This is a genomic window from Aeromonas sp. FDAARGOS 1408 (assembly GCF_019048665.1).
Taxonomy (GTDB): domain Bacteria; phylum Pseudomonadota; class Gammaproteobacteria; order Enterobacterales; family Aeromonadaceae; genus Aeromonas; species Aeromonas dhakensis.
This window is the reverse complement of sequence record NZ_CP077394.1, coordinates 180,001-195,407: the sequence shown is the minus strand read 5'-3', so window position 1 is coordinate 195,407 and position 15,407 is coordinate 180,001. Positions and strand designations below refer to the sequence as shown.

12 protein-coding genes and 2 rRNA genes (1 of these 14 running past the window's edge) are annotated in these 15,407 nt (G+C 60.1%); 6 read left to right on the top strand and 8 right to left on the bottom strand.

Annotated elements, in window-relative coordinates:
• Positions 1-204: 204 nt before the first annotated feature.
• The gene (locus tag I6L38_RS01040) at positions 205-1,602 is read left to right on the top strand and encodes a peptide MFS transporter (RefSeq protein ID WP_026459194.1); all 1,398 of its coding nucleotides are present in this window, start codon (positions 205-207) and stop codon (positions 1,600-1,602) included.
• Between the two features lie 72 nt (positions 1,603-1,674).
• Here I6L38_RS01040 and I6L38_RS01035 read toward each other — a convergent pair whose 3' ends face one another.
• On the bottom strand, positions 1,675-2,646 hold the full coding sequence (locus tag I6L38_RS01035; protein ID WP_005309570.1) for a response regulator: 972 nt from the start codon (positions 2,644-2,646) through the stop codon (positions 1,675-1,677).
• A 355-nt stretch (positions 2,647-3,001) separates the two neighbouring features.
• Between I6L38_RS01035 and I6L38_RS01030 the strand changes: the two genes are divergently transcribed.
• The 3 genes from I6L38_RS01030 (at position 3,002) to I6L38_RS01020 (ending at position 5,362) form a co-directional block, all read left to right on the top strand.
• Positions 3,002-3,679, top strand: coding sequence for a DnaT-like ssDNA-binding domain-containing protein (locus I6L38_RS01030; RefSeq protein ID WP_043171750.1), 678 nt, complete (start codon positions 3,002-3,004; stop codon positions 3,677-3,679).
• A gap of 68 nt (positions 3,680-3,747) precedes the next feature.
• Positions 3,748-4,602 carry a DnaA/Hda family protein gene (locus I6L38_RS01025; protein ID WP_005309562.1) on the top strand — a complete coding sequence of 285 codons (855 nt, stop codon included), beginning with the start codon at positions 3,748-3,750 and terminating at the stop codon, positions 4,600-4,602.
• 124 nt (positions 4,603-4,726) lie between these two features.
• Positions 4,727-5,362: an SDR family oxidoreductase gene (locus I6L38_RS01020; RefSeq protein ID WP_216989021.1), complete on the top strand. Its 636-nt coding sequence runs from the start codon at positions 4,727-4,729 to the stop codon at positions 5,360-5,362.
• Between the two features lie 59 nt (positions 5,363-5,421).
• On the opposite strand, the gene I6L38_RS01015 is transcribed toward I6L38_RS01020, so the two are convergent.
• The 4 genes from I6L38_RS01015 to I6L38_RS01000 all read right to left on the bottom strand — a co-directional run bounded on the left by I6L38_RS01015 (position 5,422) and on the right by I6L38_RS01000 (position 10,199).
• Complete coding sequence (locus tag I6L38_RS01015) at positions 5,422-6,630, bottom strand: ABC transporter permease (RefSeq protein WP_017785922.1); 1,209 nt, start codon at positions 6,628-6,630, stop codon at positions 5,422-5,424.
• Entirely contained in the window at positions 6,627-7,763 is a 1,137-nt protein-coding gene (locus tag I6L38_RS01010) for an ABC transporter permease (RefSeq protein WP_043171746.1), read from the bottom strand. The genes I6L38_RS01015 and I6L38_RS01010 overlap by 4 nt, the downstream gene beginning before the upstream one ends.
• A complete protein-coding gene (locus tag I6L38_RS01005; protein ID WP_216989020.1) occupies positions 7,763-8,767 on the bottom strand; it encodes an HlyD family secretion protein in 1,005 nt (334 codons plus the stop codon). Before I6L38_RS01005 ends, I6L38_RS01010 begins: the two co-directional genes overlap by 1 nt.
• A gap of 73 nt (positions 8,768-8,840) precedes the next feature.
• Entirely contained in the window at positions 8,841-10,199 is a 1,359-nt protein-coding gene (locus I6L38_RS01000) for a TolC family protein (protein ID WP_017783355.1), read from the bottom strand.
• Positions 10,200-10,537: 338 nt separating this feature from the next.
• Here I6L38_RS01000 and dusB point away from each other — a divergent pair, with 338 nt between their 5' ends.
• Together dusB and fis are read left to right on the top strand one after the other, a co-directional pair.
• Positions 10,538-11,503: a tRNA dihydrouridine synthase DusB gene (gene dusB / locus I6L38_RS00995; protein WP_043171745.1), complete on the top strand. Its 966-nt coding sequence runs from the start codon at positions 10,538-10,540 to the stop codon at positions 11,501-11,503.
• A gap of 25 nt (positions 11,504-11,528) precedes the next feature.
• Entirely contained in the window at positions 11,529-11,825 is a 297-nt protein-coding gene (gene fis / locus I6L38_RS00990; protein WP_005309538.1) for a DNA-binding transcriptional regulator Fis, read from the top strand.
• 82 nt (positions 11,826-11,907) lie between these two features.
• Here the strand turns inward: fis and I6L38_RS00985 are convergent, their stop codons facing one another.
• From I6L38_RS00985 to I6L38_RS00975, 3 genes are all read right to left on the bottom strand, one after another.
• Entirely contained in the window at positions 11,908-12,540 is a 633-nt protein-coding gene (locus tag I6L38_RS00985) for a LysE family translocator (RefSeq protein WP_201882996.1), read from the bottom strand.
• 325 nt (positions 12,541-12,865) lie between these two features.
• Positions 12,866-12,980 (bottom strand): 5S ribosomal RNA (gene rrf / locus I6L38_RS00980).
• A gap of 83 nt (positions 12,981-13,063) precedes the next feature.
• Positions 13,064-15,407: ribosomal RNA gene (locus I6L38_RS00975) — 23S ribosomal RNA — on the bottom strand; it runs 545 nt beyond the window's last position.

The following is a 15,407-nucleotide window of genomic DNA, read 5'->3' as shown; positions in this document are numbered from 1 at the left end:
TTTTAACCAAACGAAAGAATATTATACTGGGCATCATTCGATGCCCTTTTTCATTTTATAAACAAATATTCAACCATTGATAGATAAAATATCGCTAAATCATAATATTGTAATTTAATCACGCTTGTTCTATAAGGATTAAGGCTTGTTCCTAGCCCTTGCATAAAATTTCTAAAAAAATATAAGACACAGGTGGAAGTTCCAATGAATAATCCGTCCAAAGGGACCTTTTTAGGTCACCCTAAAGGGCTTTTTTTGCTCTTTAGTACCGAACTGTGGGAGAGATTCTCCTACTACGGCATGCGTGCCGTGCTCGTGCTCTATCTGACTGACATGACTGCCAACGGCGGGATGGGCTGGACTCAGGCCGATGCCCTCAAGCTGTACGGCATCTATACCGGTCTGGTCTACATCACCCCGATCATCGGCGGCTGGTTGGCTGATACCTTCCTGGGTCAGCGTCGCGCCATCCTGTTCGGTGCCGTGTTGATGGCCGCCGGCCAGTTCACGCTGGCCCTGCCTCACGCCATGTTCCCGGACATGGTCAACACAGTGTTCTATTCAGGTCTTGGCTTGCTGATCGTGGGTAACGGTCTGTTCAAACCGAACATCTCCACCATGGTGGGTGATCTGTATCAGGAAGGTGACCACCGTCGCGACGGTGCCTTCACCATCTTCTACATGGGCATCAACCTGGGCTCCCTGCTGGCCGGCGTGATCTGTGGCGCAGCCGCCACCGCCTACGGCTGGCAAGCCGCCTTCGTCAGCGCCGGTATCGGCATGCTGCTCTCTCTGGTAGTACAGGCCACCATGGCCCAGCGTTTCCTCGGTGATATCGGCCGCGTGCCGGCCGCCCAGCGCGCCGCCGAGCAGCGCTCCAAAGAGCAGAAGGCTCCGCTGACCAAGCAGGAAGTGGATCGCATCAAGGTCATCCTGGTGCTGGGTCTGTTCACCATCATCTTCTGGGCCGGCTTCGAGCAGGCTGGCGGTCTGATGAACCTGTACGCACAGGAGTATACCGACCGCATGATCGGCAGCTTCGAAGTACCGACCGCCTGGTTCCAGTCCCTGAACCCCTTCTTCATCATCACCCTGGCGCCCATCGTGGCCGCCATCTGGATCAAGCTCGGCAAGAAAGAGCCGAACTCCCCGGTGAAGTTCGCCATGGGTCTGCTGTTCCTGGCCATCGGCTTCCTGTTCATGATCGGTGCCGTGCTGGAGCAAGGTGGTGATCAGGCCGTCAAGACCTCCATGTTCTGGCTGGTCGGCGCCTACCTGTTCCACACTCTGGGCGAGCTCTGCCTCTCCCCGATCGGCCTCTCCATGGTGACCAAGCTGGCTCCACTGCGTCTGGCCTCCCTGATGATGGGTGCCTGGTTCGGCTTCGTGGCTCTCGCCAACTATGCCGCCGGCTTCATCGGCTCCTTCGTCGGCGAGTCCGGTGCCATGGCCATCTTCGGTGGCATCGCGCTGGCAGCCGTCATCAGCGCCCTGATCCTGCTGACCATGGCCAACCGCCTGGTCTACTGGATGCACGGTGCCGAAGGCCCGGCCAAAGAGCCGCAGGAACACGACAAGAAGCTGCAATCTGCCGCCGTCTAAGCGGTCAAGATTGTAAGCAACAAAGAGGGCGCCCATGGGCGCCCTCTTTGTATGTAGCCGTCTGACAAGGCTTCAATGATGTCGAACCTGCACATGCAGAGCGCTGCCACTGTCGCTGCGAAACTGCAGGTCGAACGGCTCATGCCAACTGCGTCTGTGCAAGGCATAATGGCTGGTGCGCAGCAGGCCGAGCGGCAGCCCTCCGGAGCGCACCAGCCAGTGGGGCGAGGTCAGCCCGGCATTGGCAAAGACCAGCCCGTCCTCCTGATCAAACAGCAGTGCGGCCATGGCAAACGAGTGGCGCAGGCCGGATTCGATCAACTGCAGATTGAGGTAGTCGAGCAGCCGATGGGGTTGAGTCAGCAACAGGCTCTCGCCGCGCTGAAACTGGCGATAGGGCCCGTTCATCAGGGAGCGCACCAGGGCTCCGCAAAACGCCGCATCCACCCCGAGCACCGGCAGCTCCATCACCAGCACCAGCAGCTTGTCATCCACCTTGAAGGTATCGGGAATGAACAGGTTGCCCATCCCCTTGAAGGTCACCTGCCAGGGGCCCCACTCCTGCAGACCGGGTGGCTTCAACCAGGCCAGCAACCGGGTCGCCGCCTTGTCGTGCTCGCGGAAAAAATCCATGTGATCCATCAACTCCAGCTGCTGCCCATAACCGTGGTTGGCCGCCAGACACTGCTCTATGCTGCGGCGCACCTGACCGAAGTCCGAGATGGGCTTGAGCAGAAAGTCGCGGGCGCCGGCACGCAGCGCCCGTTCGACCGCCTCCATCTTGCTCTGGGCCGAGATGACGATGACAGGGGTATGAGGATAGCGGGCAGAGAGACAGGCAATGACCTCATGGCCATCCATGTTGGGCATGTTCAGGTCACACAAGACAACATCGGGGTGGTAAAGCGCGGCGGCGGAGAGACCTTCGATACCGTCTTCAGCCTGGAAGACGCAGGCGCCATCGTGCTCGAGATAATTTACCAAGGAGTGGCGAAAAACGACCTCGTCTTCCACCACCAGGATCCGTAATCCGGCTTTTGACATCTTGATAAAGCTCTTATTAGTCAACCAGTTATTTAGCTTCAAGCCTAGACCATAACCGACTGCACTGACCAATCGGATGATAGAATAATCTCCATTAAAGCTATGCCAGATAGCTATTTAGACCGTCAACTGTTTGAAATAAAGCAGGTAATGAGGTTGCTCGAAAACCCGCCTTGCCTTGCGGGCATCGCTTCGCCCAGCAAGGGGAGCATACGAGAAACAACCACTCCCCCGACTCGCACGGGCAGAGATCGGCCACGCCCCCGCCCTGCTGCATCTCACCCCAGCCACCATCAATTGTATGCGGCCCCGCCATGGGGGATAATGCCCCTCAATTTCGTCGATGAAGCATGCCATGACCCCAGCCGAATACAGCGCCCTCGCCCACCCCAGATTGTCCCATCCTGCCCGCAGCCTCTATACCCTGCAGCTGCGTCGGCTGGTGCTGGAAAATCAGCTGGCCAGGCTCAACTACCCGGAGCTTGGGCGGGCGCTGGCGGTGGTCGACCCGGGCGATCCCAGCGGCTTCTCCTTTCAGGTCAATGCCCGCCAGCTGACCGAACTGTTTGACGAGCTGATGGAGGCCGGCCTGCTGCAGGTCGAGAGCCAGACCGAGAGTGAGCACTACCATCAGTGTCCGTTCCAGCTGCCGCTGCTGACCCAGCGGATGCGCAGCCCCCTGCCGGAGCGCCCCTTCCAGATGCACCTGCAGTGGCGCCCGGATGAAGAGTTGCCCGCCCTCGCCCGCCTGTGCGGTGTGATCGATGCCAGCTACAGCGAAGAGGATCTCGGCGAGTTCATCGCCTACTGGCTAGGACGGCCCGAGGTGTTCGACTCCCAGCACCAGTGGATGCTCAAGTTCATTCGCGCCCTCAAGACCCGCCGTTACGCCCGCCGCCAACCGATGAGCGTGACCGGCTATCAGCAAGTCACCCCGGAGCCGGTGGAGGCGGGCCCGAGCAAGCGGGCGCAGGAGATGATCGAAGAGGCCAAGCGGCTGGCCGCGCAGCGCCAGGAGCCGGATAATGATTGAAGAAGGTCCCTGCCAGCAGGCAAAATCAGACCCCAGTCCCCACCCAGACCGAGCAGAAGGAGCACTCCATGACTGATCCGCACGATCCCCTGCGCCAGGAGCTGGAAGAGATCGAGGCCAAACGCCGGAAGATCGCCAAGGCCAAGCAGGAGCAACGGATGCACGACCCCGAATTAAGCCGCCATGTCAGCGGTCTGCTCGAGCGCATTCGTCGCCTGCAGGCCCAGACCGGTGGCAGCCAGTACGACTATGAAACCCTGCGCAAGGAGTACGACGCCAAGGCCAACGCCGAGGTGCGCGAACTGCAGAAGGTGGCGCGCCAGGAGCGGATCCAGAAGCTGATCGCCCAGGCCGACCTCAACCCAGACTGGGTGTTCGAGCGCATGGATGCCGGCGACCCCGCGCTGCAATACCCCATCGAGACGGCCCGCTACTTCATCAGCGGTTTCGAACACTGGGAGAAGAGCGGCGGTGGCTGCATGCTGATCTATGGCGACTACGGCACCGGCAAGTCGACCCTGGCCGGCGCGGTGGCACACGAGCTGATCGAACGCCACCAGAAGTCGGTGATCTTCCAGCAGTGGGCCTCCATCGTTGATCGGCTGTTCTTCAACGTCATCCAGGATCAGGAGGAGCGCAACCAGTACCGGCGCGCCCTGGAAGAGGTTGACCTGCTGATCATCGACGAGGTGGCGGCCAATCGTGCCAAGATGGCGGAGAGCCAGTCCAGCTTCCTCGGCCACCTGCTGCGCCGTCGCCGCAACCTCTCAAAAAGCGTCATCCTCATCACCAACCACAGCCCCCAGAGCCTGCATCAGGCCATCGGCGACTTCAGCTTCGAGGCGATCAAGGCGTTCAACCCGGTGGATATCCACCTGAGCGGCCCCAGCCGTCGTCCCAATATTGGCCACTACAACGGCTGATGCTGCGTGAGCCGGGTGTCTCCGGCTCACCGTTTTCTCTCCTGCCAGACAAATAAAAACAACTCTCATTTACAACATCCCTTCCGCCCTCTAGGCTAGCCCTTTCACTCAAGGGAGCCGCACCATGCCAACCACACTCATCTTCGGAGCCAGCCGCGGGCTGGGCCGCGCCTTCACCGAGCAAGCGCTGCAACTTGGCCACAGGGTCGTCGCCCTGCTGCGCCATGCCGACATGGCCGCCGAGCTGCACTCGCTGGGCGTCGACGTCATCAGCGGGGATGCCCTCGACCCGCAGGCGGTAGCAGCCGCTTGCCGGCTGGCCGGTGAAGGGGCACAGGCCATTTCCACTCTCGGCAGCTTTCGCCAGGCCGAGCCCGTCGACTATCTGGGCAACCGCCAGGTGATCGACGAGATGGAGCGAGCCGGACTCAAGCGTCTGCTGCTGGTCACCTCCCTCGGCTGTGGCGACAGCTGGCAATATCTGCCCGAGCGGGCGCGGGCCGCCTTCGGCCACGAGGTGCGGCTCAAGAGCCTGGCGGAGAGCTGGCTGCAGACCAGCACGCTGGCGTGGACCATACTGCGCCCGGCCGGCCTGCAGGATGGCATAGCTACCGGTGCGGCCGTGCTGAGTCAGGGCAAGGAGATGCACGGTCTGGTGCGCCGGGCCGACGTCGCCGCCTGCGGGCTGCGTCTGCTGACCGACGAGGCGGCAGCAGGCCAGATCTACGCCATCGGCGACCCAAGCCTCAGCCGGGCATGAGCCAGCGCCATAGCAAAACGGTCAGCCCTGGGGCTGACCGTTTTGCTGTCGGGGAACACCTAACCGGCGGAGGGTTCGCTCACAGCATCCCGCGCCGGCGCGGCCGGGCGAACCTTTCGCCTCTGGGATTGACGCCAGCCCAGCAGCAGGCACGCCAGGGCACCATACAGCAGCGCCAGCCCCCACAACTGCCACCAGTAGTGGGAGACCTGAGCAAACTCAGCCCCCATCTGGTTGAGACGCAAAAAACCCTCGATGGCCGGAGTGCTCGGTACCCACTGAGCCAGCCAGTTGAGCGGCGCCGGAATGAGTTCCAGCGGCCAGATGAAGCCGGCCAGAAAGACCAGCGGCAGGGAGGAGACAAGCACCACCTGGGTCGGCAGATCGCGCCGGGTAAAGAGGGCCCCCAGCGCGACGCCAAACCAGGTCGTGGCCAGCAGGAACGGCAGGGTGAACAACCAGAGTGCGGCCGGCTCGGCGGTGCGCGCGATATCGTAGTGATCGAAGCAGAAGCCGAAGAAGTAGCTCACCGGCAGCACGAACAGCCCCCCCACCACCAGAGTTCGGGCCAGCAGCAGTGGCAGGACGGGCGCATCCTGCCAATAGCCTGACTCGCCGCGCTGGCTGCGCTGGTTCTGGGTCGCCCCCAGGATGCCGGTGCCCATCAGCAGCACCTGATGCAGGATCAGCACGAACACCGCCGGCACCACGTAGTTCACATAGCCCATGGTGGGGTTGAACACCGGCAGTACGTTGAGGGCCACCGCATTCCAGCCCATGGCTGCCTGCGGCAGCGCCTCGCCGTGACTCAGCAGCCTGGCCACCTTGACCTGGGCGGCCAGGGTGCCGCCCGCCTGGGCCAGCCCCTCGGCGATGGTGCCGTAAACCAGGAAGTAGGAAGCATCGCCGGCATAGCTCAGGGTCACGCTCTTGCCCAGCATCAGATCCCGATAGAAGTGATTGGGGATGTGCAGGATCCCGCTCGCCTCGCCGGCCATCATCCGCTGGCGAGCCTCATCCAGCGAGCTGGCCCGGGCCACCAGTTTTACCTGCGGCGTCGCATCGGCCATGAACTCCAGCTGACGGGAGAGCTGGCTGCCATCCTCGTTGACCACCACCACCGCCTCTTCCCGCGGCAACTGGTGCAGATAGGGCTGCGGATAGAGGAAGGAGTAGAAGAAGACGCCGCCAAACAGGGTCAGCATGATGGCCCTGTCAGCCAGCAGGGTACGCAGCTCGAGGCGCAGCAGATCCCGGAATCCCATCATGGCTTGAGCTCCTCTTGTGACTGGGTCGTGCTCGCCTGTGCCCGGTAGCGGCGCACGACCAGCAACAGGGGCAGCAGAAACAGCAGCAGGGCGCCGAACTGCGGCAGCGCTGCCGCCAGCGGTTGACCGTAGTTGGTCTGGCCGATCTGCAGCTCGACATAGTGAGAGATGGGCAGCAGGCTGCGCCAGAACTGGGCGAAATCCCCCATGGCGCTGACCGGAAAGGTGACCCCCATAAAGGCGAACCCCGGCGCCGTGTAGGCCCCCGCCAGCGACAGAGCCCGGGCCGGATCCCGAATGACGGCGTAGAAGAAGGCTCCCATGCTGACGCAGGCGGCCGAGGCCAGCCCCAACCCCACCGTCAGCACCAGCCAGCTGCCGTGCATGGGATAGGCAAAGCCCTTGAACAGCAACAGCATCCAGAGCAGCCCCCAGCCCCAGCCGATCAGCACGTGGGGCAGCAGGGTGCGCCAGAGCCCGAACCAGACCCCTTTGGTAGTCCAGTCCAGTCCCAGCCGGTCGGTGCGGGCCAGCGCATTGAGTCCGTAGAGCACCACCAGGATCTGCCACACCGCAGGCAGGATGGCGCTCAGCAGAAACTGGGCGTAACTGGCATTGAGGTTGTAGAGCGCCGTCACCTGACTGTTGATGGGCACCGCCTGGCCGAGCGCCCCGGGCAGCACCTTGCCATCGGCCATCGCCGTCAGCACGCCGACCTGGCCGCTGAGGGTTCCCACCACCTGGGCCAGCGCCGAGTTGACCAGCTTGGCGATCAGGATGAACTGGCCGTTGTTGAACACGGTGACCCGCGGCTGGGTGCCTTGCCTGGCATCCCGCTCGAGATGGTCAGGCAGCACGACCAGGGCGTAGATGTCGCCTCCCCGCAGGGCATTGGCCCCTTCAGCGATGGAGTCGAACTGTCGCGCGACCTTGAGCCCGGCGGAGGCATCCAGCGAATAGGCCAGCTGGCGCGACAGCACGCTCTGATCCAGATCCACCAGACCGACCTTGAGATCCCGCGCCAACCCGGCAGAGAAGATCCAGCAGAGGATCCCCATCAGCAGCAGGGGCAACCAGCTGGCCAGCGCCCGGCCGAACGGATCCTGCCACAACAACCGCCATTCGCGTCCCATCAGAGCTCAACCAGCACGCTCATGCCGACCCGCAGCCCCTCAACCGGTTGCAGCGGACGCGCCTCCACCTGGAAGCTCTTCATGTCGAAGCCCTGGCGGGTGTCGGTGGCACGCCAGGTGGCGAAATCCCCCATCACGGCCACATGGGTCACCTTGAAACGCACCGTCTGCTCGCCAAGACCGGGGATGCGAGCATCGAACTCGGTGCCCAGCGCGAAGCGGGGCAGCAGATCTTCGCGCACGTGGAACTGGGCCCAGGCATCGCTCATGTCGAGCAGGGTCACCACGGGGAAGCCCTGCGGGGCCAGCTCGCCGCTGCGCAGCAGCACCTGGGATACTTCACCCGCATGCGGGCTATTGATGCGGGTGTCGGCCAGGTAGGCCTCCACTTCAGCCACCGAACCTGCCGCCATCTTGGCCTGCTCGCGGGCCGCGATCTTGGTCTCTTCCCGCACCCCTTCCAGGGTCATCTGATACTGTTGCCAGGCCATGCCTTCGCTGTACCTGGCCGCCTGCCAGGCCGTCCAGGCCTCATCACGTTTTTGCAGCGGCATCACGCCATCCCGGTGCAGGCTGGCAATGCGCTCGTAGGTCTTGCCGCGCAGCAAGGCGGCCGCCTTGGCCTTTTGCCACTGATCCTTGGCGGCGGCAATCTGTTGGGCGCGCGCGCCCTTTTCGGCCTCTTCGGCCATGGCGCCGGCCGCGGCCTGGCCCGCCTTGGCCTGGCTCAGTTTGGCTTCAATCTCGGGGCTCGCCAGGGTGAACACCAGCTGATCCTTGGCCAGTTGATCCCCCTTCTTCACCAGCACCTCCTCGATGCGGCCCGCCACCTTGGAGGAGACGGAGTACTGCTGCGCCTCGATCTGCCCCTGCAGACGCACCGGCTCGGGTTGATAGGCCAGCCAGAAACGCCAGCCCAGCCAGATGACCAGCAACACCAGCGCCAATGGCAGCAGCAGCGGCTTGCCCTGGCTCATCTTCTTCTTGATGGGGGGATGACTCATGAATTCACCTCGGCAAACGGGCGACCCTTGGCGGTCGAAACAGACATGACAATGGGAGCAAGGCAGGCCGCGATCATGAGTTCACCTCGATCGCCTGCCCGTGCTGATACTGGTTGAAACTGTTCATCTGCCCGGAGAGGGCCAGCAGACGCGCCAGCGAAATGACGTATTGATAAGCGGCAGCGGCGCGCTGGGTCTTGACCCCGGCCAGCTGGTTGCGGGCATCCACCACATCGAGGGAAGTGGAGAGCCCCTGCCCGAATGCCTTGTCTCGCAGCAGCACGTTCTCCTCGGCCAGCGCCTGGGTGGAAGAGAGCGACTGGAACTCCTCCAACCCCTGCGCCGCCTCGCGCCAGGTCTTCTCGACCAGCAACTCCAGATCCTGGCGGGTCTTGGCCTGCAGCAGATTGACCTGCAGCTCGGCGCTCTTGGCCGCCTGTACCGTCTCGGAGCGGCCGTCACGGCTCACCAGCGGCATGCTGACACCCACCCCGACCAGCCAGTCCGGGGTGGTCTTGGAGGCCAGCGAGTCATCCTCATAGAGGTTGTAGTTGCCATACAGGAACAGCTCGGGGGCGTACTTGCCCTTCTCCAGCTTGATCATCCCCTGCGCCTGCTCCTTCTTGGCCGTCAGCAACTTGAGGCCGGGGTGCACCGCCAGCGTCTCCTGCACGAAGGCTGCGAGTTCAGGCATCTGCGGATTGATGAAGAGCTGGGTATCGGGCTCCGCCTGCTTGAGCTTGAGCATGTGGCCAAGGGCCAGCTGGGCAATCTCCAGGCTGCGACGCGCCTTCTGGGTATCGATACGGGCCCGATCATAGGCTGATTGGGCGGAGAGACGTTCAACCCTGGCGATCTGGCCCTGAGCCTCCAACTTCTTGGCATGCTCCAGGTGGTGAGCCAGCCCCTGTTCGATCTCCTGCTTGGTCTGCACCACCTGGGCCGCCAGCACCACCCCGAAATAGGTCTGGGAGAGGCTCTCGAAGGTGGACTGCTGCTTGAGCACCAGCAACTGCTGCGCCTCGCTCACCTGGGCCTGGCGAATGTCCTGTGCCGCATCGATGCGACCACCGGTAAACAGCGGCCAGAGCATCTTGACCGAGCTGGTCACCACGTTCTGCTTGGTGAGGGGGGTGACGAAGTCATTGGGCGTCAGCTTGAGCGCCTGCATGAGGGGCGCCAGTACCTTGCCGAACTCAGGATGACTGGCGATGGGGTTGAGGTCCATCATGTCCAGCTCCACCGGCTGATCGAGGTGGGTGTAGCTGGCCCCCACGTCCACCTTGGGCAGATACATGGCCTTGGCTGCTTCGCGCAGCTGTTGCGCCCGCTCCACCCCGGCCTGTTCCGCCGCCAGCCCGTCATCCTGTTGAATGACCCGACTCCAGGCTTCGCTGAAACTGACCGTCTGAGCCTGGGCCGAGCCCAGCATGGCGCCAAGCAGACACGGGTAGAGAGATTTGATGAACCTTGCCGTCATACGTCCCCAATCTGTTTGTAATGAATTTGTTTGGAGTCTTTGCTCGATACAAGCTCGCTATCATAACGCAAACCCGTCCGGGATGGGGACAGGCAAATAATGGTCCCCCTCATCCAATTGGCCCCGCCGCTTCGCTTCGACAATCTGTCCGATTTTCAAGCACTCCTGATTTTGCAAGCCTTGGCGCGACGTTTTTTTCAGAAAAAAATGGCTGACGCTCAAATACTAACCTTTTCTCCTGACTAAAAAATGCGTAATATACGCCGCCCTAAGCCGATGGTAACCGTGGAATGCAGATAGGTCCCCACACGCTTGAAACTCCCCTGATCGTGGCTCCCATGGCCGGTGTAACAGACCGACCATTCCGTGAACTTTGTTTGCGGCTGGGTGCCGGCATGGCCGTTTCCGAGATGCTGCTGGCCAACCCGGATGTCTGGGATACCCAGAAAACCCGGATGAGAATGGATCACTCTGCTGAAGGGGGCTTGCGATCGGTCCAGATTGCCGGAGCCGACCCCGAGATGATGGCGTTTGCCGCCCGCTACAACGTGGAGCAGGGCGCTCAGATCGTCGACATCAACATGGGATGTCCGGCAAAAAAAGTGAATAAGAAGCTGGCAGGTTCCGCCCTGTTGCGCCAACCCGACCTAGTCAGATCCATCTGCCGGGCCGTGGTGGACGCAGTGGACGTGCCTGTCACCTTGAAGATCCGCACAGGATGGGATCCGGATAACCGCAATGGCGAGGAGATCGCCCGAATCGCCGAAGATTGCGGTATCGCGGCCCTCGCCGTGCATGGTCGTACCCGTGCCTGTCTCTACAAGGGCGAAGTGGAGTACGACACTATCAGGGCGATTAAGCAGGCCGTATCGATTCCTGTTGTCGCCAATGGCGACATAGACAGCCCGGAGAAGGCCCGGTATGTCCTCGACTATACCGGTGTTGATGCCGTGATGATCGGCCGTGCTGCGCAAGGACGACCCTGGATTTTCCGGGAAATCCGTCATTTTCTTGAGACGGGCACCAAGCTGCCACCTCCCGACAGGGAAGAGGTTCGCACCCTGATGAACGAGCATGTAACCAACCTGCACCAGTTTTATGGTGCATATCTGGGAGCGCGCATTGCCCGTAAACACGTGGGCTGGTATCTGGATGAAGAAGAGACGGGCCGAGAATTCCGTAAGCACTTCAATGCCCTGGATTGTGCAGACGCACAACTCGAGGCACTCGAAGCGTATTTCGATGGATTAGGTTAACGCATAACTAAAGAGCCGACCGAATATGTTCGAACAAACCCTGACTTCTGATGCATTGGTAACAACTACTCACAATCACGCTGCCGAGCCGACCCAGCGCCCCCTGCGTGACTCTGTGCAACAGGCCCTGCGTAACTACCTGGCCCAGTTGAACGGTCAGGAAGTGATTGATCTGTACGATATGGTTCTCTCCGAAGTCGAAGCTCCCATGCTGGACGTGATCATGCAGTACACCCGTGGCAACCAGACTCGCGCTGCCGTGATGATGGGGATCAACCGCGGTACTCTGCGCAAGAAACTCAAGCGCTACGGCATGAACTGATTTCAGTCATCCTGCTGCAGTGCAGACGAAGGCGTATCCCAGCAATGGGATACGCCTTTTTCTATGGACGACGTTTATCTTCTCACTCCACCGCCAGCTTGATGCCAAGCCCCACAAACAGCCCCCCCATCACACGGTTAAGCCAGGTACTCAGCCTTGCAGGCAGCCTCACCTTGCGGCTCGCATAGGCGGTCGAGAAAGCCAGCAGATGGCACCAGATCATGCCGTTGAAATTGAAGATGCAGCCCAGCACGATGAATGCCAGCGCTTTTTGCGGCGCATCTGGCGCGATGAACTGGGGCACAAAGGCAAGGAAGAACAGGGCCACCTTGGGGTTGAGCACATTGGTCAGTAACCCTTGCCGGAAGATCTGGCCATAGGAGAGCACAGGCAGGGACACAGCCTCTTCAGCCGATACCCGGCCTCCTCCCCCTTGCCTGAACATGGATAAGCCGAGATAGACCAGATAAAGCGCGCCCATCAACTTGATGACGGCAAACAGCTCGGCCGAGGCGCTCAGCAGAGCGGACAACCCCAACGCAGCAGCCAGCACGTGCACCATGGTGCCGGTCCCTATCCCCAGTGCCGCCATGGAGCCTGCCCGCCAGCCCTGGGAGCCGCTGCGCAGCATGATGAGCAGGGAGTCCGGCCCCGGCATCATGTTCAACAGCAGGCCTGACAGGATAAACAACGCCAGATCGTGGATCCCCAACATACACAGCTCCCTTGTCGATGAAGTTCACAGTCTAAAGATCACGCAGCCCTTGTCATCCCCTGCCAGGGCAATAGTGATCATCAACAAAAAGAATGGCCATATTGTTGCACCATCAGGAAATTGGCTAGCAGTGGAGGGGGAGAAATGCTGACCGAGGGCTGGAGAGATGCCCCAAATGAAACCCAAATGGAGCCACACAAAATCAACATGACACTGCCCGTTGCGGAGCAAGCAAAGGGGGAATAGCACGGGATTCTGTGCAGAAATGGCTGAATGTCAGGCAATAAAAAAGCCCGCTCAAATGAGCGGGCTTCTTCAATTGGGTGCCTGGCAGTGTCCTACTCTCGCATGGCGAATGCCACACTACCATCGGCGCTACAGCGTTTCACTTCTGAGTTCGGCATGGGGTCAGGTGGTTCCACTGCGCTATTGCCGCCAGGCAAAATCTTCAATCTGAAAAAGCTGATTTTGTTATTCGTTCTCGGTATCTGCTACAAGCCTTCGAACACTTCTTGGGTGTTGTATGGTTAAGCCTCACGGGTAATTAGTATGGGTTAGCTCAACACGTCGCCGCGCTTACACACCCCACCTATCAACGTTGTGGTCTCCAACGGCCCTTTAGGACCCTCAAGGGGTCAGGGATGACTCATCTCAGGGCTCGCTTCCCGCTTAGATGCTTTCAGCGGTTATCGATTCCGAACTTAGCTACCGGGCAGTGCCACTGGCGTGACAACCCGAACACCAGAGGTTCGTTCACTCCGGTCCTCTCGTACTAGGAGCAACTCCCTTCAATCATCCAACGCCCACGGCAGATAGGGACCGAACTGTCTCACGACGTTCTGAACCCAGCTCGCGTACCACTTTAAATGGCGAACAGCCATACCCTTGGGACCGACTTCAGCCCCAGGATGTGATGAGCCGACATCGAGGTGCCAAACACCGCCGTCGATATGAACTCTTGGGCGGTATCAGCCTGTTATCCCCGGAGTACCTTTTATCCGTTGAGCGATGGCCCTTCCATTCAGAACCACCGGATCACTATGACCTACTTTCGTACCTGCTCGACCTGTCCGTCTCGCAGTTAAGCTGGCTTATGCCATTGCACTAACCTCCTGATGTCCGACCAGGATTAGCCAACCTTCGTGCTCCTCCGTTACTCTTTGGGAGGAGACCGCCCCAGTCAAACTACCCACCAGGCACTGTCCGCGAGCCCGATTCAGGGCCCTGCGTTAGAACATCAAACATACAAGGGTGGTATTTCAAGGACGGCTCCAGCGCAACTGGCGTCACGCCTTCAAAGCCTCCCACCTATCCTACACATGTAGGTTCAATGTTCAGTGCCAAGCTGTAGTAAAGGTTCACGGGGTCTTTCCGTCTAGCCGCGGGTACACCGCATCTTCACGGCGAATTCGATTTCACTGAGTCTCGGGTGGAGACAGCATGGCCATGGTTACACCATTCGTGCAGGTCGGAACTTACCCGACAAGGAATTTCGCTACCTTAGGACCGTTATAGTTACGGCCGCCGTTTACCGGGGCTTCGATCAAGAGCTTCGCTTGCGCTAACCCCATCAATTAACCTTCCGGCACCGGGCAGGTGTCACACCCTATACGTCCACTTTCGTGTTTGCAGAGTGCTGTGTTTTTGATAAACAGTCCCAGCCATCTGGTCACTGCGACTCCCGTCAGCTCCATCCGCAAGGGACTTCACCAACAAGAGCGTACCTTCTCCCGAAGTTACGGTACTATTTTGCCTAGTTCCTTCACCCGAGTTCTCTCAAGCGCCTTGGTATTCTCTACCCGACCACCTGTGTCGGTTTGGGGTACGATGACTTGTAATCTGAAGCTTAGAGGCTTTTCCTGGAAGCAGGGCATCAATGGCTTCCGCACCGTAGTGCGTTCGTCTCGTGTCTCAGTGTTGTGTCTCCGGATTTGCCTAGAAACACCACCTACGCACTTTCACCAGGACAACCGTCGCCTGGCCCACCTAGCCTTCTCCGTCCCCCCATCGCAATTACAAGTCGTGCAGGAATATTAACCTGCTTCCCATCGATTACGCCTTTCGGCCTCACCTTAGGGGTCGACTCACCCTGCCCCGATTAACGTTGGACAGGAACCCTTGGTCTTCCGGCGAGGAGGCTTTTCACCCCCTTTATCGTTACTTACGTCAGCATTCGCACTTCTGATATCTCCAGCATGCCTCTCGACACACCTTCGCAGACTTACAGAACGCTCCCCTACCACTCACGCTTAGCGTGAATCCGCGGCTTCGGTGCCTGGTTTGAGCCCCGTTACATCTTCCGCGCAGGCCGACTCGACTAGTGAGCTATTACGCTTTCTTTAAATGATGGCTGCTTCTAAGCCAACATCCTAGCTGTCTGAGCCTTCCCACATCGTTTCCCACTTAACCAGAACTTTGGGACCTTAGCCGGCGGTCTGGGTTGTTTCCCTCTTCACGACGGACGTTAGCACCCGCCGTGTGTCTCCCGGATATTACTTACTGGTATTCGGAGTTTGCATGGGGTTGGTAAGTCGGGATGACCCCCTAGCCCAAACAGTGCTCTACCCCCAGTAGTATTCGTCCGAGGCGCTACCTAAATAGCTTTCGGGGAGAACCAGCTATCTCCGAGTTTGATTGGCCTTTCACCCCCAGCCACAGGTCATCCCCTAACTTTGCAACGTTAGTGGGTTCGGTCCTCCAGTTGATGTTACTCAACCTTCAACCTGCCCATGGCTAGATCACCCGGTTTCGGGTCTACACCTTGCAACTAGACGCCCAGTTAAGACTCGGTTTCCCTACGGCTCCCCTATACGGTTAACCTCGCTACAAAATGTAAGTCGCTGACCCATTATACAAAAGGTACGCAG